At 69.3% G+C, this 22303-nt stretch carries 15 protein-coding genes; 3 read left to right on the forward strand and 12 right to left on the reverse strand.

The genetic code is table 11. The annotated features are described in order from the left end of the window. Window positions 1-70: 70 nt before the first annotated feature. The 8 genes from K9S39_RS13765 to K9S39_RS13800 form a co-directional block, all read right to left on the reverse strand. Complete coding sequence (locus K9S39_RS13765) at window positions 71-1339, reverse strand: S8 family serine peptidase (RefSeq protein ID WP_248863630.1); 1269 nt, start codon at window positions 1337-1339, stop codon at window positions 71-73. A gap of 184 nt (window positions 1340-1523) precedes the next feature. Beyond that, entirely contained in the window at window positions 1524-2858 is a 1335-nt protein-coding gene (locus K9S39_RS13770) for a S8 family serine peptidase (protein ID WP_248863631.1), read from the reverse strand. Between the two features lie 96 nt (window positions 2859-2954). Next, window positions 2955-4541, reverse strand: coding sequence for a hypothetical protein (locus K9S39_RS13775; protein WP_248863632.1), 1587 nt, complete (start codon window positions 4539-4541; stop codon window positions 2955-2957). 69 nt (window positions 4542-4610) lie between these two features. Continuing rightward, window positions 4611-4910, reverse strand: a complete 300-nt coding sequence (locus K9S39_RS13780) for a hypothetical protein (RefSeq protein WP_248863633.1) — start codon at window positions 4908-4910, stop codon at window positions 4611-4613. 2 nt (window positions 4911-4912) lie between these two features. Further along, window positions 4913-6097, reverse strand: a complete 1185-nt coding sequence (mycP, locus tag K9S39_RS13785; protein WP_248863634.1) for a type VII secretion-associated serine protease mycosin — start codon at window positions 6095-6097, stop codon at window positions 4913-4915. A 391-nt stretch (window positions 6098-6488) separates the two neighbouring features. Continuing rightward, entirely contained in the window at window positions 6489-6782 is a 294-nt protein-coding gene (locus tag K9S39_RS13790; RefSeq protein WP_248863635.1) for a WXG100 family type VII secretion target, read from the reverse strand. Window positions 6783-6907: 125 nt separating this feature from the next. Then, complete coding sequence (locus K9S39_RS13795) at window positions 6908-7231, reverse strand: WXG100 family type VII secretion target (RefSeq protein WP_248863636.1); 324 nt, start codon at window positions 7229-7231, stop codon at window positions 6908-6910. Between the two features lie 294 nt (window positions 7232-7525). Continuing rightward, a complete protein-coding gene (locus K9S39_RS13800) occupies window positions 7526-9157 on the reverse strand; it encodes a type VII secretion protein EccB (protein ID WP_248863637.1) in 1632 nt (543 codons plus the stop codon). A 185-nt stretch (window positions 9158-9342) separates the two neighbouring features. On the opposite strand from K9S39_RS13800, the gene eccE reads away from it, so the two are divergent. From eccE to K9S39_RS13815, 3 genes are all read left to right on the forward strand, one after another. Beyond that, complete coding sequence (gene eccE / locus K9S39_RS13805; RefSeq protein ID WP_406707929.1) at window positions 9343-10692, forward strand: type VII secretion protein EccE; 1350 nt, start codon at window positions 9343-9345, stop codon at window positions 10690-10692. Beyond that, window positions 10692-11528 carry a hypothetical protein gene (locus tag K9S39_RS13810; RefSeq protein ID WP_248863638.1) on the forward strand — a complete coding sequence of 279 codons (837 nt, stop codon included), beginning with the start codon at window positions 10692-10694 and terminating at the stop codon, window positions 11526-11528. The genes eccE and K9S39_RS13810 overlap by 1 nt, the downstream gene beginning before the upstream one ends. Window positions 11529-11863: 335 nt before the next feature. Beyond that, window positions 11864-14569, forward strand: coding sequence for an SCO5717 family growth-regulating ATPase (locus K9S39_RS13815; protein WP_248863639.1), 2706 nt, complete (start codon window positions 11864-11866; stop codon window positions 14567-14569). A 180-nt stretch (window positions 14570-14749) separates the two neighbouring features. Here K9S39_RS13815 and K9S39_RS13820 read toward each other — a convergent pair whose 3' ends face one another. The 4 genes from K9S39_RS13820 to rbfA form a co-directional block, all read right to left on the reverse strand. Continuing rightward, window positions 14750-15697 (reverse strand): bifunctional riboflavin kinase/FAD synthetase, encoded by a 948-nt coding sequence (locus tag K9S39_RS13820; protein WP_248863640.1) that lies wholly within the window; start codon window positions 15695-15697, stop codon window positions 14750-14752. A gap of 210 nt (window positions 15698-15907) precedes the next feature. After that, complete coding sequence (locus tag K9S39_RS13825) at window positions 15908-20125, reverse strand: hypothetical protein (RefSeq protein WP_248863641.1); 4218 nt, start codon at window positions 20123-20125, stop codon at window positions 15908-15910. A 762-nt stretch (window positions 20126-20887) separates the two neighbouring features. Then, window positions 20888-21814, reverse strand: coding sequence for a tRNA pseudouridine(55) synthase TruB (gene truB, locus K9S39_RS13830; RefSeq protein ID WP_248863642.1), 927 nt, complete (start codon window positions 21812-21814; stop codon window positions 20888-20890). Next, window positions 21811-22266: a 30S ribosome-binding factor RbfA gene (gene rbfA, locus K9S39_RS13835; RefSeq protein WP_248863643.1), complete on the reverse strand. Its 456-nt coding sequence runs from the start codon at window positions 22264-22266 to the stop codon at window positions 21811-21813. Before rbfA ends, truB begins: the two co-directional genes overlap by 4 nt. Between the last annotated feature and the right edge of the window lie 37 nt (window positions 22267-22303).

A 22303-nucleotide genomic window follows, 5' to 3' on the forward strand; every position in this document is an offset into this window, starting at 1 on the left:
GGGGCCCGCAGCCCGAAGGCCGCGCACCCCAATACTTTTCCTACGCTTCCGCTTGCCCTACATCACAGCCTTACTGGCCGAGCGGCTGGGTCGGCGGCGCCGGCGGGAAGCCCGGAGCCCCGGGCTGCTGCTGATACGGGCCAGGCTGCTGCGCGTACGGACCGGGCTGCTGCGGGGACCCGGGGCCACCAGGACCGCCGTAGCCGCCGGGGGGCGGGCCATTACGGCCGTTCTTCTTCCGGGCCACGACGATGACGATGGCGATGATCGCGACGACGACGAGAACACCAGCCGCGATGCCCACAATGGCACCGGTACCGAGTCCGCTGTCTTCCTTCTCGCTTGCCTGATCGCCACCCGATGCGCCGGGAGCGGTTGCTCCACCGGTCGGGTCCGTCTTAGGAGTCTTCAGCGGGCCGTTCTTGGAACCAGCCGGAATTTCCTGCGTCAGCGCACTGTACGGCCGGATGACGCCATAACCATAATCTGGGGCGGGCAGCTTGAGGTCTTCCTTGCCCTTGGGAAGCGCAGCCGTCTTGACGAGGCGATTGGCGATCTGACCGGCGGTGAGGTCAGGGAACTTCGAACGCAAGAGCGCTGCGGCAGCTGAAACATAGGCCGTGGAATCAGAGGTGCCGCTCCCCCGCTGATAAGGATAGTCCGACCGCTCTGCAGAAGCAGACGTGATCCCTACCCCGGGAGCCGAAAGCATCATCTGACTACCTGAGTTCGACTTCGACCAGATTTCTCCAGTCTTGTCCACAGCCCCCACGGCAACGACCCCGGGGAATGAAGCCAAGGGACCTAGCTCGGTCTTCCCGTCGTTCCCTGATCCCGCTACAACCAGGACATCCTTCTGCCTCGCGTAGGTCAACGCTTCTTTATCGGCATCGGAGAGGGACGTAGGTTCAATCGACATATTGATGACTGATGCACCCTGATCGACTGCATACCGGATCCAATCATCAAGGTCGGAACTTCCGTCTCCGTATCCGAATTCTGGCCTCCCAACGGGAAGGATCTTTGCATCCGGCGCTAGGCCCATCACGCCGTCGGAATTGCCTGCACCATGCCCATGCCCGGCGATGAGGGACGCCATGCCAGTTCCGTGATCATTTTTGCTCTCCTGATCACCTCGCCCACCATCGATAAAACTCTTCCCCGGAAGCACATTCCCTTTCAGGTCCGGGTGATCGCCGTAGATGGGATCGTCGATCACCGCGACCGTGACGCCCTTGCCCGTCGATTCCTTCCATACGCTCTCAGCATCAAACGCCTTCAGCGGCCACTGAGCGTCCCTGATCTCGTCTGCCAAAGCGGTCGGGGCGGCGCCAGGCATTCCCCCTCCTATACAGACTTGGGTCCACAGCCTCTGGAGGCTGTGGACCCAAGTCACTTCTGTCGATTGACTATCGCGAGCCGTGCGCCAACCTCGATCATCGCGCCTCTCGCGACAGCCACAGTCAGAAACCTGACTGCATCACGCGCTCAAATCTGCCGAAACACGGGCCCTTCGCCAAGCCTCACTGACCCGGCGGCTGAGTGGGCGGCGCCGGCGGGAAGCCCGGAGCTCCGGGCTGCTGCTGATATGGGCCAGGCTGCTGCGCGTACGGACCAGGCTGCTGCGGGAAACCGGAACCACCAGGACCGCCGTAGCCGCCGGGTCCGCCGGGGGGCGGGCCGTTACGGCCGTTCTTCTTCCGGGCCACGACGATGACGATGGCGATGATCGCGACAACGACGAGAACTCCGGCTGCAATGCCCACAATGGCACCGGCACCGAGTCCGCTGTCTTCCTTCTCGCTTGCCTGATCGCCACCCGATGCACCGGGAGCGGTTGCTCCACCGGTCGGGTCCGTCTTAGGAGTCTTCAGCGGGCCGTTCTTGGAACCAGCCGGAATTTCCTGCGTCAGCGCACTGTACGGCCGAATGAAACCGTACCCATAGTGCGGGTCGGGCAGCTGGAGGTCTTCCTTGCCCTTGGGGAGAGCAGCCGTCTTGACGAGACGATTGGCGATCTGACCGGCGGTGAGGTCAGGGAACTTCGAACGCAGAAGTGCTGCGGCAGCTGAAACATAGGCCGTGGCGTCTGAAGTACCATCGGCACGCCGATAGGGGTAGTCCGACCTCTCTGCAGAAGCAGACGTGATCTGTACGCCAGGAGCCGAAAGCATCAACTGGCTACCCGCGTTGGACTTCGACCAGATTTCTCCAGTCTTGTCCACAGCTCCTACGGCGACAACCCCGGGAAAGGAAGCCAAGTCACCCAACTTGGACTCTCCGTCGTTCCCTGCACCCGCTACAACCAGGACGTCCTTCTGACGCGCATAGGTCAGTGCACTCTTATCGGAATCGTTGAGAACCCGGCCTTCAATTGACATGTTAATGACTGACGCGTCGTGATCGACTGCATACCTAACCCAGTCAGCGATTTCGGAGTCGCCCACGTCGTCTCCGAGTGCTGGGATTCCAATGGGCAGAATCTTCGCGTCTGGCGCGAGGCCCATGATCCCATCGGAATTACCCGCACCATGTCCATGCCCTGCGATGATTGAAGCCATCGCAGTCCCGTGATCATTTGAGCTTCCATGATCAGCGGTTCCGCCATCGGTAAAATTGTGCCCTGGCAGCACATTACCCTTCAGGTCTGGGTGACTTCCGTAAACGGGATCATCAATGACGGCGACTGTTACGCCCTTGCCCGTCGATTCCTTCCATACGCTCTCAGCATCAAACGCCTTCAGCGGCCATTGAGCGTCCCTGATCTCGTCTGCCAAAGCGGTCGGGGCGGCGCCGAAGAGCAGTGCTCCCGCCACCACCGCGCCGCCCACTGCACGCAGCGTTCGCGTGAAGCTCATGCCGTACACCTCTCCCTAACAAGGTGGGGCCCGCAACCCGAAGACTGCGGGCCCCGCTTCGATTCCGCCGATCACTTGATCTTGGCTGGCAGGTCCCTACTCGATGACCTTGGGCGCCACATTACGCTCCTTGGTCCAGGTCTCCTCATCTTCGACCAAGTAGTCAGGACGCTGCCCATTCTGAGCCTTGTCCTTGCCTCCGTTAGCCCCCGGGGCACCGGCCATCCCCATCGGACGGCGACCGCCTGTCGCACCCTTCTGTGTGCCGCCACGGCTGCGGTGCAGGCCGGATCCTCCCTGGCCGACGGCTCCGGACTTGCCGCCCTTGCCGCCGGCGACGCCGCCCTTCTGCCGGGCCAGGGCACCCTTGCCGCCAGCGCCCTTGGCTCCAGCGCCCTTGCCTGCACCGGCAGCACCACCCGCCATGCCCGGCATACCGGCACGGCCACCCCGTGCACCCGCTCCAGCACCGGCACCGCCGCGGCCGGCAGCACCACCGATCATGCCTGGCATGCCGCCACCACTGATGCCCGAGCTTGAGCCTCCACCGGGACCAGACCCCAGACTTCCGGCGCCTGTTCCGCCACCGGGACCGCCGCCGATTCCGCCACCGCCGGTACCGCCGCCAGGCCCAAGGCCGCCTGAAAAGCCGTCAAGTCCCGTACCGACATGAGGCGCGGGGCTCTTGGGGACGCTGCCGATCCCGCCGCCAATTCCGTCCGGACGCGGCGGTTCCATTGGCTGCGGAGTCGTGTATCCGCCGCCCTTCATGCCCGGGATCTTCGGTGCCGCACCGCCCTTCGGGCCGCCCGGGGTCGGGCCGAATGCCCCAATGCCTCCAATGGCCCCACCGCCATCAGTGTCTTCTGGCTGCTGGATCCGGCCGCCGTCATCGACGCGCCCCTCAACCCCCTTCAATGCCTTCGCGCCGGCCCGATACGTCGTCGCCAGCTGCTCCATGTAGTGAGCAGCCAACAGCGAAGCCTGCTTGTCAGGATCGATGTTGCTTGCGTTCTTGGCAGCGGCATCCCCGATGGTCATGTTCGGGTTCTTGAGGTCAGCCTTCAGCTGTGAGTCATCGCGCCCGCCAGTGAAGAAGCCCACGACACCACCGATCAGTGTGCCGCCCGGTCCGCCACCGGCGACGGTTCCGACTGCTGCGCCCTTGGCAACAGACTTCCCCGAATCAAGGACCTTGTCGCCCAGTTCGTCCAACCAGTCAGGCTCTTCGATTTCGTCGACGGCTTTCTTGGCTGCCGAGAGGTTTTCGCTGATCTGCTGCAGGACGTGGCCGGTGACGTGCGGGTACGCCGCAAGGTTCCCGAAGTCCTTGCTGATCCCTTGTGCCGCCTTAGCGAACTGCTCAGCAGACGGACCGTGCCAGGTTTTCAGGACCTTCATCACTGCATCATCGAAGCGCTTCTTGATGCCACTGTTCCAGTCCTCGCCGACGAGCGAGACGCGGACCTTCTTCCAGCCCCCGGCAACGTTGCCTACTTCGCCAGGGTTGGCCCCTACCAGCATCGCCTTTAGGTCGCCGAGCTCCTTTTCAGTGAACTGCGGGCGACTCTTGAGGATCGCGGGACCTTGTTCTTGGGCTTCACCCGACCCCTTGGCCGGCGTCGTACTTGTCTTCGGCACATGAACTTGGCCCGGCTTGAAATCAGTTTCCTTCGACGCCATCTGCTGTCCCCCACTCCATCATCGAACATGTCCCATCTGTCACCTGCGAATCCGCCGGGTGATGTCACGTCATTTCATGGTGTTTTCTGCTTCAGCGTCCTGGTACGCGTCCCTGACCTTGGCCGACTTCTTCCCGAACGTATCAACGAGGCCTTCGACCCTTTTCATCAACCTGTTGATGTCAGCCTTCACCTTCGCGTGAGCGCCATAGAGCTCGCTTACCTCGCTGAATCCGTCTCCCAGGGACCCCTGCGGCAGATAGGTGCTGCTCTCAGCCGTACTCGTCTCGTCGCCCATCTGCTTGAGGACCTCGTTGAGCTCCTTGACGACCTGGTCCAAGGCATCCAGGTCTACGCCGTACTCGGCCATGATTAAGCCTCCCCGTTAGTGCTGAAACCACTCTTACGTCGCCAGTCGCGGATCGCGATGGCGGAACCAACTACCAAGCCCACAGCGAGAATCCCCCCGCCAAGGATGTAGATGGAAATGCGGGCGCGTCGCTCCTCGGGGGTTTCGCCGATGGGGACGACGGCCGGCTGGATGTTGATGGCATCGGCTGCGTTGGTGCCCTTGTTCGGCTGTGGCGGGCCGGTGGGGCGGGTGTCGTCGTTGAGGGCCGCCACCGGGTCGATGACGCCCCAGCCGATGTAGTCGTCATGGTCCCGGTGGACACGGTCCGCAGTCTGCTCAAGGTGCCAGATGATTTCTTGCGGCGTCCATTTCTCGGCCCTGTGCTTCGCCTTGAGGAGGGCCGCGGCTCCCGCGGCGTATGGAGCGGCGAAGCTTGTGCCCTGGTCAACACAGTTGCCGCCGTCAGGGACCGTGGAAACCATGTCGACGCCCGGTGCGGCGATACTGACGAAATCCCCGGACTGGGAGAATGGCGCGCGCTCGTTGTTGCGGTCGGAGGCTGCTACGGCCAGGACGTTGTCAAAGTCCTTGGAGTAGGCGGCGGGATACATCTCCTTCTTCCCGCCGTCGGCGCCACCATTGCCGGCCGAAGCCACAATCAGGACGCCTGCTGCCTGGGCCCTGTTCACCGCATCCTTGAGCTGGGGCAGAAGACGCTGGTTGGCGCCGGTGCCCTGGGAAACGTTGATGATGTCGACCTTTTTGCCGACCGCATAGTTGATGGCCTTGGCGAGGCTTTCGGCGGTGCCGGGCTTCTCCTCGGAAGTCTGCTGGATCGGGATGACCGTCGCCTCGGGCGCGATGCCGTAGAAACCGGAGCCGGCCCTGGGCCGGGCGGCGATGATGCCCGCGACCTTGGTGCCGTGGCCCACCCTGTCCACGGTCTCCTTCTCCTTGCCCTTGACGAGGCTGACACCACCGGGGCCTATTGCCTTCTCAAGTTGCTTGTTGCCCTTGTCGATGCCGGTGTCGATGACGGCGACCCGGACGCCCTTTCCCTTGCCGCTTGCCCACAGCTGCTCGGTCAGGAGGCGCTGCAGAGACCAGGGGGTCTCTTTGATGTCATCCGTGCCGAACTTGCATTCGCCACTGTTGAGCGGCACGTTCTCGTCCGCGATCGCCGGCGCTCCGGCGGCCCAGGACATGCCGACGGCGCACGCCGCCGCAACCAGTGCGCCCGCCGCTCGTCGGCGATGCCCGGCTCGGTGACCAATGGCGCGAGATCCCACGGGTTGTCTGCTCTCCATGTGTGGCGGATGGGACGGGAACGAGGGGTGAGGGAAGGGTGAAGAAAGGAGATTGAGGAAGGGAATGAGAAGAAGGAACAGGAGGGAGGAAATGGGCGGGAGGAATGGGAGGGAGGGGTGGGACGGAAGCGTGTGCGGGCTATGGGGTATTGGGGTGGGATCCGCGGAGTGCAGGCGGACGGCAGAAGGGCGAGCGCACTGTTGCAGCGCGCCCGCCCTCATTGACCACTGTGCGAGCCGATTCCGGGCTGCTCAGTCGTGTGCCATCCGTACCTGCGTCGACGCGAGGTCAGCCGCCCCAGATACCGGCGTTCTTGGACTCGGTGGCCTGGTAGTTCTGAGCGGCCTGGTCGAGCGCCTTGGCGATGGCCTCAAGCGTCGAGTGCAGAGAAGCGGCGCGCTGGTCCCACTCGCGCTGGCGGGCCTGGTAGCCCTCCTGCGCGGAGCCTTCCCAGCTCGCGGCGATCTTCTTGACGCCGGCTTCGAGGTCGTCGAGCTGCTGACGGATGTTGTTGGCCGTGCCGCGCACGTCCTGGCTTGCCTGCTGGATCGTCGCAAAATTGACGAGGATCTGGCCACCCATGGTGTCTCCTCCGGGAGTTGATAAGGCCTGGTCGATTCACATGCCGCAGCGGGCCGGCGGGACTGGCCGACGGGCCCGGGCTGCGGCGGCTGGGCCGTTGCGCCGCGAAAGGCGGCGCCGCCCCATCATCCGAACGGCGAAGCCGAAGCCTGGACGTGCGAGATCGACTGAGCCTGCTCCTCTTCGGAGGCCGCGTAGTTCTTCGTGGTCGCGTCGATCGCTTCCTTGATCTCGCCCAGAAGCTGGTTGAGACGGTTCGCGTCCTCGTTCACCTGCGACTGCAGCTGGTTGTACGAGGAGGCCGCAGCACCCTTCCACCCGGACGTGATGGTGTCGACGACCGTGTTCAGGCGCTGGATCTCGCCCTGGATCGACTGGTTGACCGAGGCGATCTTGCCGCTGAACGCGACCATCTCCTCCTCGGTGGTTGTGTACTGCTGACCAGCCATAAGTCAACGTCCCCCATGAGGCTCGTACGTCGTACCGTGCTGTGCCGGTTAGGGCCCTCGCGCGGTTGGCATCTGTTGCTGATGCCTTAGGCCACTTTAACCACTCCGCACGCTTGTCCCCAACAGGGATGCTGGTCTTGTGACGGGATCACAACAATGCCAACTACCCGTCAGGTAAACGTTGTTCAGCGGAATCGGGCAGATGCGACGCTATCGGTCAGGAATACCAGGCTGTAACGGGGCGAAGATCACAGCCCTGATGAAGATCACGGCCTCCGGCAGTCACCGGGCAGGTCACTGGGACTGCGGCTTCTTGGCGTCGTACACGTTCAAGGACGGACCCTTCGAGAGCAGTTCGGACCAGGTGGCCGGGATCAGCGGCGGATGTCCGCCCTTGTAGCCGAGGTGCAGCCGCGCCTGGTCACGCTCCTGCTTGTCGTTGCCGGCCTTGTCCTTGCTGTCGTTGCCCACCGGAACGTTGTAGCGCAGTCCGGTGTCGGTGACGAGGTACAGGCGGCCGTCCTTCTCGGAGCCCTTCACCTCCTGGTACAGCAGGCCGCTACCGGGGGTGACATAGGAAGTGGAGCCAGAGGCGATCTTGGCCGGGTAGTCCTTGCCGATCCAGGTCTGCATCTTGGGCACACCGTTCGGGTAGCCGAGGAACTTGGCACCCGGGTACTTCAGGTTGCTGCCCGTGTAGACACTGCAGGACACACCGCTGTCGGTGGGGCTGGTCAGGCCGCCGGTCTGCGAGCCCTGCCTGAAGTTGTTCGCCGCGGTGACGACCTCTTGCGGCCAGGGCATGTCGAAGTCCGTGGCTCCGACCTTGTCCAGGTACTTGCGGGGCTTGCCCTGGTCGTCCAGTTGAGGGTCGATGTCCGTGCTGGGCAGCGGCTTCGCTTCCAGGTCGTCGTCGGTGTGGCCGAGGTCCGTCGCGTTCTGCCCCTTGAGCAGGAGCTTGGCGACGAAGTTCGTCACCTGCTGGACGCCCTCAGGAGTCACGACATACTTCTCGCCCGACGCGCTGTTCTCGACCACCATGCCGACCTTGTTGTACTCGGCCGGGACGCCGTTGTCGTTGCGCTGCTGCCCCGTCGCCGCCCCGAAGGTCGGCATGGAGAGCGGGACCGGGCTCTTGATGACCGTGTTCATCCAGTCCTGGGTGACGTCCTGCGCCTCGGCCGCGCCGAAGATCAGTTGGCGCAGCTCACGGTTGTCCTGGATGCCCTTCGGGCGGATGGTCCCGACGGGTTTCTCGCTGAACTGGAACGCGACGCCGTTCTGGTCGACCAACCAGTACTGGCCGTCGGGGTCCCGGACGTAGAGCGCCTGACGCACGGCGAGCTTGCCCGAGCCCTCGACGAGCTTCTTCTCCTTGCCGCCCAGGACGAACACCGCCTGCTGGGGCTTGCTGTTGGTGCCGCTGCCGGGGCGGTTGCACACCGCCCAGATCTTTGGCTTGTCGGCTTCCTCCGCGCTGGGCAGCCGGTCGGGGGCGTACGGAATACCGACGGCCGGTCCGTGCGTGAGCTTCCCGTCCAGCTCGGATTCCTTGACGTTGACGACGGTGTACTTCGGGTCGAGAAGGAGTTTGGCCGATGCGAGGTTCAGTACGGGATGGAGCAGTTTCTGCTTTTTGCCGTTGGCATCCTTGCTGGGCAGAACGACATAGCGGGTAGTGGAATCAGCGCCGACGATGACGTGTTTGTACGGCTCGTCCCACCCTTGCGGAGCAACCGGCTTCAGAATTCCGCACGCACCGAATCCGACGAGGATCAGCAGGGCAATGATAATGCTGGGCATCACCGCCTTGAGGGGCCTGGGCGCGCTCTCGATCGAGCCGTTCGGCAGCGGCTTCAGAAATGCCGCATTCGTTCGCTTTCGCGCGAATGAATACGCATTCAGCTCGTCCCGACGTGATGCCATTGATGCTTTCTCTCCCCGCTTGTCGGATCCACATCGACCGCCCCCGGCACTCACGCCGTAGCGCCCTCTACTATGCCGTGTGTCGATCGACCCGTACGGTACGGGTGCCACCTTCCAACGCACCAGTCTCAGCGGCGGCCGATACGCCTAGAGGCCACACCACCAGTAGAGGAGCAGGCCGGGGGATGTCCAGCGCCACCAGGGCTCGACGCCGCAACGGGCGGCAACAGCAGCAACAGCCTTCCGCCGCACGGCAATCCGGGGACCAGAACGGTTCCGGCGGCAGAGGCGACGGCGGCCGGCGCGCGGCGGCCGGTCCGGTGGCGCCTCGGTTGCGCCAGCAGGCCGGGAACATCGGCGGCGTCCGCGTACAGCAGCTGGCCATCATCGAACTCGCCGCGGCGCTGGTGCTGGTGGGCTGGTCGGTCCACCCGGCCGCGCTGACCGCGGCCGTCGTGGTGGCCGCGCTCCTCGTCATGTTCGCGCTCGGCCGGCGACGTAAGGTCCCGCTCCCGGAGTGGATCACCACCGTGCAGGCCATGAAGCGGCGCGGCAAGAACAGCGGTGCCGCGCTGGCCGCGACGCAGGGGGCCGACCCCGCGTTCGCCCCGGTCGTGGAGTGCGAACCGGCGCTGCGGACGTACGAGTACACGGATATAGAGCAGCGTCCCATCGGCTTCGTCGGCGACGGTACGTTCCTGACCGCCATCGTGCAGGTGGACGCCCGCGATGAGCCGCTGCGGCCGCAGCGCGGCACCCACATGCTGCCGCTCGATGTGCTGCACACCGCGCTCGACGTCGAGGACATCCACCTCGAATCGGTGCAGTTCGTGCAGTACACCCAGCCCGCGCCGGCGCCGCATCTGCCCGAACAGGCCGTCGCGGCCCGCTCGTACGCGCCGCTGCAGGCGCAGTCCCAGACGCCGGCCCTGCAGCTGACGTGGATCGCGCTGAAGCTCGACCCGGAGCTGTGCGCGGAGGCGATCGAGGCGCGCGGTGGCGGGATGGACGGTGCCCAGCGTGCCCTGCTGCGCGCCGCCGACCAGCTGGTCAGCCGGCTCACCTCGCACGGCGTACGGGCCAAGGTGCTCGCCGAGCGCGAGGTCGTGGCCGCAATCGGTACCGCGGTGTGCGTCAGCCCGCGGGCCGCGAACGGCGCGATGGGCCGGGCCGCACGCCGCACCCAGGAGACGACCCGGGCCTGGCGCTGCGACGACCGCTGGCACACCACGTACTGGATCGGCCGGTGGCCCCAACTGGGTCCGGGCGGCGCGCCGTTGGCGGCCGTCACCCAGCTGCTGACCAGCACCCGGGCGATGGCCAGCACCTTCTCGCTGACCGCCACGCACGGCGGCGGCCGCACCCCGGCCATCTCCGGCTACGTCCGTCTGTCGACTCGCAGCGAGAACGAACTGTCCGCCGCGCAGCACGAGTTGGAGCGGCGTTCGAGCTCGGTGAAGGTCGGGCTCGTACGGCTCGACCGCGAGCAGCTGCCCGGCCTCCTGGCCACGCTTCCCCTCGGAGGTACCCGCTGATGGCCACTCCCACCTATCAGCCCCGTGTCAACGTCAGCAGCGACGGCTGGCGCAATCCCCCCGTCGGCGGTGACGGCCGTCGGCTGTCGCACCAACCGCGGCTGGACGAGGAGGAGTCGGGTCCGACCGGTCCGAAGCCGAGGCCCGGTTTCGGTCTGCGCGGTCCCCGGCGCAGCCCGCATGTGCTGCCCGCGGAGTCGCTCGGCGCGCTGACCCTGCCGGTCGGCGACGACGGTGTGGTCATCGGCATCGACCCGCAGAACCAGCCCGCCGTGCTGAGCGTGCTGCGGCCCGCTCCGCTGGAGATCGTGCTGGTCGGCAGCATGTGGATGGCGCAGGTGCTGGCGCTGCGTACGGTCGCCGCCGGTGCCCGGGTCGCGGTGGAGACCGCGCGGCCGCCGGCCTGGGGCCAGATGGCGCAGGCCGCGGGCGGCGGGCAGCAGTGTGTGTCCGTCCACGAGGTGCGCCAGATCGCGCCGCAGGGACCGTCGGTTTCCAGCCCCGTGCTCGTCGTACGGGACATGGGCGCGCGGCCGCCGCGCAACCAGCTCGCGCCGAGCCCCTGGCAGTCGGTGCTGACCGTGCTGCCGTTCCTCGGGCCGCGCTCGCCGCAGATGATCAGCCGCGCCGATCTGGTCGGTCTGCAGCGGCTCTCGCCCGAAGAGGCCGAGGTTGTGACGCGAATCATGCGGCTTCCCGAGCAGGTCGGCGCGGTGCTGCCGACGCTCAGCGACAACGCCATGCTGTGGTGCTCGCGGGACGGCCATCAGTTCGTGATGACGCAGCCCACGGAGGCGGAGACCAATCTGCTCGGCGGCCCGCGCCGTATGGACTGACCAGTATTCCCCGGCCGGTTGCCGAGGCGGGGCGCTCCGCGCCGTGCCGGGACGATCGGCCCCGGGCACGACCTACGGGCGCATCCACGGGTGCGCCCGTAGGTGTGCCGACGGGGCTGGAAGACGACATGACACCGACTGCCGTTACGGGCCGACTCTTGATTAGGCTGTGTTGAGAGCCGCAGGACCACATCATGACGGCCGTCGATACGGGGATGGAGAACGTTAGTGTTGGCACAACCCCGGGTGGTGTGTTCCGACTTCCGCTACATCCGATCGATCCGCCTGTATCCGGTCCTGCCGTTCAGGTGCGTTGCAGTACACCAGGAGGCACAGTGAACGAGCAGGAGGCTTTCCGTCCGGACGGGAACGATCCTGACGACGACCAGTCCGAGTTCGACCTGACCGGTGAATTCAAGATCGATTTTGCCGCGCCGGCCTGGTACGCGAGCAACGACACCAGTGGAGGCGGCACGGCCGCCGCGGCCTCCGCTGCGGCTCCTCCTGCCACCGCACCCGCCACTCCGCCCGTAGCGCCGCCCGCCGGCCAGCCGCCTCAGGGCCCGCCGCAGGGCGCCCCGGTGCCCGGAGTTCCGCCGCAGGGCGGACCCGGCCAGGCGGCTCCCCCGCCGGACGCCGGCCCGCCCGGATTCCCGATGCTGCGCCCCAACGACACGGGCGACGCACCGGCCGCGCCCGCCCCGGACGCGCCGGTGGCCGCCGAGGCGCCGAACGCCGCACCGGCCGCGGACGCCGCGTCCGGTTCCGGCAATGTGCGCGCGGGCACCGGTGACGATCCCTCGGCCGGACTCTGGGACGACGAGGACGACGACGTCACGGCGCCGAGTGCCGCGGAGCCGAGTACGGAAGCCGCCGTGGCCGAAGCCGAGGCACCGGAAGCACCTGAGGCGCCGGCGCCGCAGCCGGATGCCGCACCTTCCAACGCCCCCGTGGAGGGCGGCGCTCCGGCCCCTGAGGCGCCCGCGCCCGAGGCCGCGGCCCCGATTCCCGCCCAGTCCGCGGCGCCCGCTCAGGGGCAGCCGCAGGCACCGCAGGCCATGCCTCAGCAGGGTGTCCCGCAGCAGGGGATGCCCCAGCAAGGGGCGCCGCAGGGAGTCCCCCAGCAGGGCATGCCGCAGCAGGGAGTTCCTTGGGGTGCCGCGGACGGCCGGCAGCAGGGCGCGCTGCCGCCGCTGCCGCCGGAGTTCCAGCCCGCGGACCCGCGCGCCGCTCAGGCCCAGGCCGGGCAACCGCCGCAGCAGCAGCCCCAGCAGGCACCCCCGCAGCAGCCGCAGGCCGGTTACCCGCAGGGCCAGCCCCAGCAGGCGCCGCAGCAGGGCTACCCGCAACAGCACCAGGGCGCGCCCGCGCAGCAGCAACAGCAACCTGCCTACGGCTACCCGCAGCCCGCGTACGGCTATCCCCAGCAGGGCCAGCCCCAGCAGGCGCCCCAGCAGCAGCCGCAGAACCCCAACGCCCCCACGCAGCAGCCCGCTTACGGCTATCCGCAGACGGCTGCCCAGGGGTACCCGCAGCAGGGGCAGCAGCCCCCGCAGGCCGACTACGCGCAGCAGCAGGCCCAGGCCCAACAGGCAGCCCAAGCACAGCAGGCCGCACAAGCGCAACAAGCTCAGGCCGCGCAGGCCCAGCAGGCAGCCCAAGCGCAGCAGGCCCAGGCCGCCCAGGCCCAGCAGGCGCAACAGGCCGCCCAGCAGCAGCCGCAGGCCCCGCACCAGCCGTTCCCCGGCCAGCAGCCCGGCGACCCCAACGCGGCGAACTACGCGTCCTACTCGCAGCCGGGTCAGCAGCAGCCGCAGCAGCGGGCCACCCCCGGCGCGCCGCTCGGCTACAGCGCCGCCGTCGAGCTGACCTCCGACCGACTGCTGCGCAATCAGCCCAAGAGGCGCAAGCCGGGCGCCAACGCACAGCCGTCCAAGTTCAAGCTGGGCGCGAAGAAGGAGCTGGAGGAGCGGCAGCGCAAGCTGGAGCTGATCCGTACGCCGGTGATGTCCTGCTACCGCATCGCCGTCATCAGCCTCAAGGGCGGCGTCGGCAAGACCACGACCACGACCGCGCTGGGCGCCACCCTGGCCTCCGAGCGACAGGACAAGATCCTGGCGATCGACGCCAACCCGGACGCCGGCACGCTCGGCCGACGGGTGCGCCGCGAGACCGGTGCGACCATCCGTGACCTGGTGCAGGCGATCCCGCATCTGCACAGCTACATGGACATCCGCCGGTTCACCTCACAGGCCCCCTCGGGTCTGGAGATCCTCGCCAACGACGTCGACCCGGCCGTCTCGACGACCTTCAACGACGCCGACTACCGGCAGGCGATCGACGTCCTCGGCAAGCAGTACCCGGTCATCCTCACCGACTCGGGCACCGGTCTGCTCTACAGCGCGATGCGCGGAGTGCTCGACCTCGCCGACCAGTTGATCATCATCTCCACCCCGTCCGTGGACGGTGCGAGCAGCGCCAGCACCACCCTGGACTGGCTGTCCGCGCACGGCTACGCCGACCTGGTGCAGCGCGGGATCACGGTCATCTCCGGTGTCCGCGAGACCGGCAAGATGATCAAGATCGACGACATCGTGTCGCACTTCGAGACCCGCTGTCGCGGTGTGGTCGTCGTCCCGTTCGACGAGCACCTCGCCGCCGGTGCCGAGGTCGACCTCGACATGATGCGGCCCAGGACCCGCGAGGCGTACTTCAACCTCTCCGCCCTGGTGGCCGAGGACTTCGCGCGGCAGCAGCAGGCACAGGGGATGTACCCGCAGCAGCAGATGGGCGGCGACCCGTACGCCCAGCAGCAGATGGGCGGCGACCCCTACGGCCAGCAGCAGTACCCGCAGCAGGGGCAGCCGCCTCAGGGCCAGCCGCCGCAGCAGGGGCAGCCGCCGGCCGGTTATCCGCCGCAGCAAGGCGGCTGGACCCAGCCGCCCGCCCAACCGCCGGCCGGCTGGCAGCAGCAACAGCCCGCTCCGGACGCGCCGTTGCCGGAGCAAGGCGGCTGGACGCAGCAGCCGCCTCCGCGGTAGGGACGGCCAACGGGGAAGGGCCCGGCACTCAGGTGCCGGGCCCTTCCCCGTATCGCGACGTGCTCCGGACGGGTGAACCGTGAGCCCCCGGGAACCGGGAGGCCCGGGAGCCGGGAGGCTCAGGAACCGCGGGCGGCCGAGGGCCGGGAAGCCCGCGCTCCCGGCACCCGCGTCGGCGCGTCACATCGCCGCGGCGATCAGCTCGCGCGCCTGCTTCACATCGATCGCCATCCGCTCCAGCAGGGCGTCGAGCGTGGCGAACTTCTCCTGGCCCCGGATGTAGGCGAGAAAGTCGACGGCGACATGCAGGCCGTACAGATCGAGGCCGACGCGGTCGATCGCGTATGCCTCGACCGTGCGGATCTTGCCGTCGAACTGCGGGTTGGTGCCGACGGAGACGGCCGCCGGCATCGCCTCGCCCTCGACGTTCAGCAGGCCCGCGTACACGCCGTCGGCCGGGATCGCGGTATGCGGCAGGGTCTCCACATTGGCCGTCGGGAAGCCCAGTTCGCGGCCGCGCCGCGCACCCCGTACGACGATGCCCTCGACGCGGTGCGGCCGGCCCAGGACCTCCATCGCGCCGGCCACATCGCCCTCCGCGACCAGGCGGCGGGTGAGCGTGGACGAGAACGGCTCGCCGCCGCCCGCCTCCCCGCGCTCGAAGAGGTCGACGACCTCGACGGTGTAGTCATAGGTGACACCGAGCTCGGCGAGGGTCTCGACGGTGCCGGCGGCCCGGTGCCCGAAACGGAAGTTGGGGCCCTCGACGACGACTTGCGCATGCAGCTTGTCGACCAGCACCTTGACCACGAAATCGGCCGGTGCCAGCTTCGAGAACTCCTTGGTGAACGGGAGGATCAGCACGGCGTCCACCCCCAGCTCGGCCATCAGTTCCGCGCGGCGGTGGTGCGGCGCGAGCAGCGGCGGGTGGCTGCCGGGCCGCACCACCTCGCTCGGGTGCGGGTCGAAGGTGACGACCACGGCGGGAATTCCCAGCTCACGGGCGCGCTCGACTGCCTTGCCGATGATCAATTGGTGACCGCGGTGCACACCGTCGTACGAGCCGATGGTGACGACGCTGCGTCCCCAGCCCTCGGGGATGTCCTCCAAGCCACGCCAGCGCTGCACTGTGCCCGCTCCTTGCCCGAACTCTAGTCCGTCCACTGCGCCAATTCGGCATGACGCAGGTCTAAGACTGCCATGCCGGGGCCGGGGCCACGCGCGAAGGGTGGCCTGGCCGCTGTTGCCTGGGGCACCCCCGCTCCCGGGACGCCGACCGGCGGCACGACAGATGACATGGACAGCGCGGCGACGAGGCATCCTGGTAGGTCGGCCCGGTCATCCCGCGAGCGAGGCGCGGGCCGTGGGCCCCACCACGGCAGCCCACTCCCCCGGCTCCGTCGCGACCCATTGCCGCACCCGCCGAGCGAAGCCGGGCACCTTCCGCCCCAGCTCCACCAGCCTCCGGTCGAAGCAGGCCGCGCCCTCGGGCGTACGGGCCAGCAGCACCCCGGTGCGGTGTACCAACTCCCGGGTACGGTCCTCCGGCCGCCGCTCCGCGCCCTCCGCCGCCGCCCGCAGCACCGCTTCCAGCACCCGGGTGTCCGCTCCGACCGATCCGTTTCCGCCATTCCGCCGGCCGTAGGCGGGGCCGGGTGCCTCGTACGGCTCGCCGGTCAGCAGCACGTCCAGGAGCTCGTGGCGCAGTGCGGCCGAGTCACCGGACCCCGCCGCGGCCAGCACGGAAGCGAGCGCGCACCGGACCGGAGCGGACCGGAGCGTCAGCAGCTCCACCACAAGCGGGCGGAGCGCGGCGCGCGCACCGGGGCCCCGTTCGAGACGGCGCTCCACGAAGTCCGCGAGATGCCGCGTGGCGTGGTCCGGGTACCGCTCGGCGTACTCGTGGACGAGGCCGGCGACGCGGTGGGTGAGCGTCAGGGGTAGGGGCGCGGAACCGCCGGTCTCGACGAGGGTCCGCAATATCGCGGCCGCCGCCGAGGAGCCGGCGCCGCCGAACAGCCGGGTCCGGAACGCGTCGAGCACCTGCTCGGGGTGGGTGGCCAGGGCGTCCGCGAAGGTCCCGGGCGGCAGCCGTGGATCGCCCGCCACGAAGCGGGCCAGTGCCCGGTCCAGTATCCGGGAGCGGGTGGTCCGGTCGCCCACCAGGAGGGCGAGCGCGGGGGTGTGGTGGGCGCCGTCCCCGGTCCGGGAGAGCAGGGTGAGGGCGCCGAAGCGCAGGAGCGCACGGTCGGCGTCCGTGGTGGCGTACGGGGCGACGCGCAGACCGTAGGACGCGGCGGCCAGCCGGCGCTCCGGGCGCTCGTCGTGGGCCCAGCGGTCCACGGCTCGGCACACCGCGGACGGCTCGTCCTCGGCGAGCGCGTCCAGCAGTTCGTCCGCCTTGGGGTGGGCGGCGACGACGAGCGCCTCGGTCAGGTCGTCGAGTGCGCGCCGGCGGTGGGTGTGGAGGAGGGCCTGGGCGGCGGAGGCCACGGTGATCTCCCGGAGAGGGGGGCTGACGTGGGCGGGGTGCGCATCAGGGGCGGACGGAGTGTCGGCGGCCGGGATGACGCGTTGCAGACGGCGGGTGTCGTCGAACCAGGTGCACAGCAGTGGCTGAATCCGTACGGGATCGGCAACCAATAGCTCCGCGGCGGTGTCGAGAAAGCGCGGGGGCTGAGCGGAGCGGGAGGTCGCCGCACCGGACGTGGTGGGGGTGTGATGCACATGCGTTCCGTCGGAGGGGGCGGCTTCTGCAGGGGGTTTCGTCCCGCGGGCGTCGGCCGTGTGGACGCGTACGCGCGGCGGCCGCGCGAAGGGGCGGGCGGCGCGGCCGGATCGCGGCGCCGAGGGGTCTGGGCCAGGGCTCGCGGTGTCGCCGTGGCCGTGGGCGGATGGCTCGGCGGCCGCCGTTCCCGTATCGGTCCGTACGCCCGGCGCCGTGGGCGGTGGCCCGTCCGCCGGGAGGAGGAGGCGCAGCAGCTCCATCCGGTCCCCGTCGGCCAGTGCGAGACGCCGCCAGAAGCCGGGCCCGAAGGCGTCCATCCCGGTGCGCGCGAAGCCGCCCGCCTGGGCGGAGCGGTGCGTGATCCGGTCGGCGAGCAGGCGCAGCACGCCGTTGTACGGGGTCGCGTCGGGGACCCGCAGCAGCGTCTCGCCGAGAAGGTGGGAGGCCCACCACCGGGAGTCGGCGTCGCGGCGCGCGGACGCGGGCCCGGCGGCGGATGCGGTCGCGGGCGGCACCAGCTCCGCCAGGCGGCGGGCCAGTTGTACCGTCCCCTCGCGTCGGGCGAGGAGCAGCAGCGCCTGGAGGACCGGTCCGATGCGGTAACCGGGGACGGGATGGCAGCGTACGGAGGGACCAAAACCGGCCAACCGCTCACCGCCGAGCGAGGGCAGCCGACCGGAGGGCTCACCCGAAGGCGAAGCCGGGCCGCCGGTGACCGGGCCCGCCCCCGAAGGCGCCTCCGTCTCCTCCGCCGCCCTCGTCTCCCCCTCCCCCGCCTCGTGCCGTCCTCGATGCACCAGCATCCGCAGCGCCGCGTCGAGATCGAGATGGGCGCCCTGCAGCCATTCCGCGAATTCCTCGTGCGCAAAGCGGTATCCCGGGCCCGCCGGGACCAGCAACCCCTCCGCCAGCACCGCGGCGGCCCAGCCCGGCCCCGGCGGAAACACCTCCTCGAACGCCTCGCGGTCCAGCCCGCCCTGCCCCCGGCCCAGGCACCGACGGGCCGCCTCGTGCACCTGCCCGGCCACCTGCGCGGCCATCCGGCGCAGGGCCGTGCCGCGCGGCGCGGGCCGGTAGCCGGCCGCGATCCGTACGGCGATCCGCAGGCAGGCCAGGTCGAGGTAGGCGTCGAAGATCTCATGCCGGGCGGGCGGCCCGGCGGGGTCCGGCTCCCCCTCCGACGGGCGACCGTCCGGCCGCTGCGCACCCCCCTTCGGCAGCGCCGCCCGGACCTCCGCGAGCAGACGCAGCGCCAGCGGATGGCAGGCATCCGCCGCGGCCTGCTGCCCCACGCCTTCGGCTGTGCTCAAGCGGGCCGGCCCCCAACCCGCCGGCAGACCGTAGCGCCCACGGGCGCGCGCCGCCTGCTCCTCCGGGAGATCGCCAAGTCGTACGCAGGCGGGAAGCTCCCAGGCCGGAGGGACACGGGGCGACGACGTCACAGGCTCATGACGGGGGCGGTACAGCAGACCGGGCGGGAAGAGCGCACCGGCCCGCTCCCAGTACTCGGGGCGGCAGGCGATGATCAGCCGCGCACCGGACGAGCGCAGCCAGGCGGCCGTCGCATCGGTCCAGTCGGGCAGTTGCTGTGCCAGGGCCGGCGGCATCTCCTCGGGACCGTCCAGGAGCAGCAGCAGCGGACGCCCGGCCGCGGCCGTGAGCCGGGCCACGACGTCGGGTGTGGTGTCCGCCGGGTCGCCGGCTGCCGGCCCGGACGCGGCGACGATCCGGCCGGCGGAGCACAGCGCGCGCTCCACCGCCGCACGGACGCCCTCGTCGCCGCCCCGGAGATCCGCGCCACGCAGCCAGATGACCGGGGCCGGCGTCGTCCCCTCGATGCGGCGAGCGGCGAGACGGGCCAGTTCCGTACTCCGCCCGGTCCCCGGATCCCCCACCAGCGCCAGCACCAGCGCCCCGTCGCCGTCACCCCCGAGGCCCCCCTGCTCCCCAGACTCCCCCTCCACCCCGAACCGCGAGAACTCCCGTACCACCTCCGGCCGTTCGACCGGCTCCCACCATCGCCCCGGCCGCCCGGCCGACCCCATGGAGGCCGTGGTGAGCCGAAGCACTCCCGCCGCATTCAGCTCGCTCCCGTACGCCGGGACGGTCGCCGCATTGCGCTCCAGCAACCCGGCCAACGCACCCCCGGGAGCCGCGTCGGCCACCGCCCGCAGCGGAATCGCGAAACCGCCCGCCCGCCGCCCGCCGAGGGTCTCTCCCGCCTGACCACCGCCGGAAGTCTGCGGTATCAGCGCCGTACCGAGCACCCCGATCACCGCGCCGGTCCGCGCGTCCAGCACCGGCCCGCCCGCCGCGGGACCGCCCAGCCGCAGCGCCTTCCTGCCACGAATGCAGAGCGCCAACTCCATTGCCTCACCGAGGAGATGGAAGAGATCCGTCGCCGTGTACGTCACCTCGGAGCCGGTGCCGACGACGGTCCCGTCCAGCCAGCGGCCCGCCCAGAGCCGTACGGCGGTACCCGGCTCGGGGCGGCCCGCACCGACCGGCAGCGGCGTGAGCTCGGGGAGACCGAAACCGTCGGTCCGTACGAGGGCGAGATCGGTCTCCGGCAGGGGGGTGACGGCGTCGGCGTCCACCAGGCAGGCCCGCTCGGCGCCGCGCCGCGGGGGGACGCCCTCGCCCATGCCCTCGCCCGTCCCGGCGTCCCGCATCGGGTGCAGCACCACCCGCGCCAGCCCGTCGACCGCCTCATGGCTGGTAATGACCGTGCCGTGGTGATCCGCCAGAAACCCCGTGCCGCGCGGCCTGCCCGCCAGATCACGGATGCGCACCAACGCCCCCTCCGCATCGGCATCCAGCAACGCCATGGCCGAATTCCTCCCCGCCGGTCCCCTTGCTCCGACGGGCCGTGTTTCTCCCCGCCGGTCCCCTCACTCCGACAGGCCGATTTTCTTCCCGCCGGTCCCCTCACTCCGACGGTAGGCAGCCGGTGATCTTCGCAACAGGTGGCTTGGGGGAAAGCGCCCCGTCCGCGCCTTGGTTTCACTCCGTGCGCCTCCCCGCAGGAGTGAATTCCCGGGCCGACTTGGTTCCGACCGTCTTCGGCTGACCCGTCGTGGAGACTTGTCGCCGTTGCGCCCGCCCGCTGCGCCTTGGCCAGTTTTCGGCTATCCCACCGTTGCACCCGCGGTGGACTGTTGCCGCTGCGCGGGGCTGTTCGGCAGCGGTGCCGGCCCTCCGGACTCCGTCCTGCGGACCGGCACCTCCCGAGGGAGGTGGGAATAGACGGTGGGGGTGCACGTAGCCGGTCATGTGCGCCCTGTGGTCACGATCACAGACATATGACAGACCACATGTGCCCCCACCGGCCCCTCTCCACCCACCGTCGGGAGGACGGGGGGACCTCCCATGCCCTTCAGGCTATGGGGGAAGGCCGCAGGACGGAGTCCGGAGGCCCGTCACCGCACCCGAAAACCCCACGCCCGCCGCAGGCGAACCCCTCACGGCGCGACAGCCGACAACGTGGGGCCCAGGCCCGCCGCAGGCATCCCCAAGGCCGGACGGCCGACAAGGCCAGCAACCAAGTCGGCCCACGCCGAGCCCAGCGCTACGCCGAGCGCAGCGGAAACTCAGCCGAAAACAGCAAGACTCCTCGCCCTCCCGGCGCGATTCTCCACCAGCGCCACAAACGTCCCGTCCGGCCCGAAGGCCGCCACGGGCCCGTCCCCACCGAAGCGCGGCATCGGAATCCGCGCGCCGTTGAGCAACAGGCGCGCGGCCGGCTCGGTGACGTCCCAGCGGGTGAAGGCCGCAGCGGCGGCCTCACCGAGCGGCATGACCGGCAGCCCGGCGCCCTCGGCGTCATCCACCGCATGCTGAATCCGCTCCAGCGTGCGTGCCTGGTCCAGCTTGTACGGGCCCACCCGTGTGCGCCGCAGCGCGGTCAGATGGCCGCCGACGCCGAGCCCGGCGCCCAGGTCGCGGGCCAGCGCGCGGATGTACGTACCGGACGAGCAGACGACGGAGACCAGCAGATCGGTGACCGGGGTGCCGTCCTCCGCCTCGGTCTCGTGCGCGGAGTGCACCGCGAACGAGGAGACGGTGACCGGCCGGGCCGGGATCTCCACGTCCTCACCGTCCCGGACCCGCGAGTACGACCGCTTGCCGTCGATCTTGATGGCGCTGACCTTCGACGGGATCTGCATGATCTCGCCGGTCAGCGCGGCGATCCCGGCGTCGATGTCCTCGCGGGCCAGGGCGTGCGCCGCCTTCGACGCGGTGATCTCGCCCTCCGCGTCATCGGTGACCGTCGTCTGCCCGAGCCGGATCGTGCCGACGTACTCCTTCTCCGTCAGCGCGAGATGGCCGAGCAGCTTGGTGGCCCGCTCGATGCCCAGGACGAGCACGCCCGTGGCCATCGGGTCGAGCGTGCCGGCATGCCCGACCCGGCGGGTGCGGGCCATGCCCCGCATCTTCGCCACGACGTCGTGCGAAGTGAAGCCGGCCGGCTTGTCGACGATGACAAGGCCTCCCGGCTTGTTGCTCTGCCGCTTCATTCCGCCGCTGCGCCCTCGTCGTCCTCGTCGTCACCGGGCTTGCGGTACGGGTCGGCGTCGCCGGCGTACTGGGCGCCCGAGGACACCTCGCGCACCTTGGCGTCCGAGGCCCGCGCCTTGTCGAGCAGGTCCTCGATCGTCTTGGCGTTCTCCGGCAGGGCGTCCGCCACGAAAGTCAGGGTGGGCGTGAACTTCGTTCCCGCCGCGGCCCCGACCGCGGAGCGCAGGACGCCCTTGGCGCTTTCCAGCCCGGCGGCCGCGCTGGCACGGTCCTCGTCGTCGCCGTAGACCGTGTAGAAGACCGTCGCCTCCCGCAGGTCGCCGGTGACCCGGGTGTCCGTGATGGTCACATGCGTACCGAGTCGCGGGTCCTTGATTCCGCGCTGCAGCTTCTGGGCGACCACCTCCCGGATGAGGTCCGCCAGCTTCTTCGCCCGCGCATTGTCGGCCACTGGTCCGTCTCCTTCTTGTCTTTCACAATTGTGCTTC

Source organism: Streptomyces halobius (assembly GCF_023277745.1).
GTDB lineage: Bacteria > Actinomycetota > Actinomycetes > Streptomycetales > Streptomycetaceae > Streptomyces > Streptomyces halobius.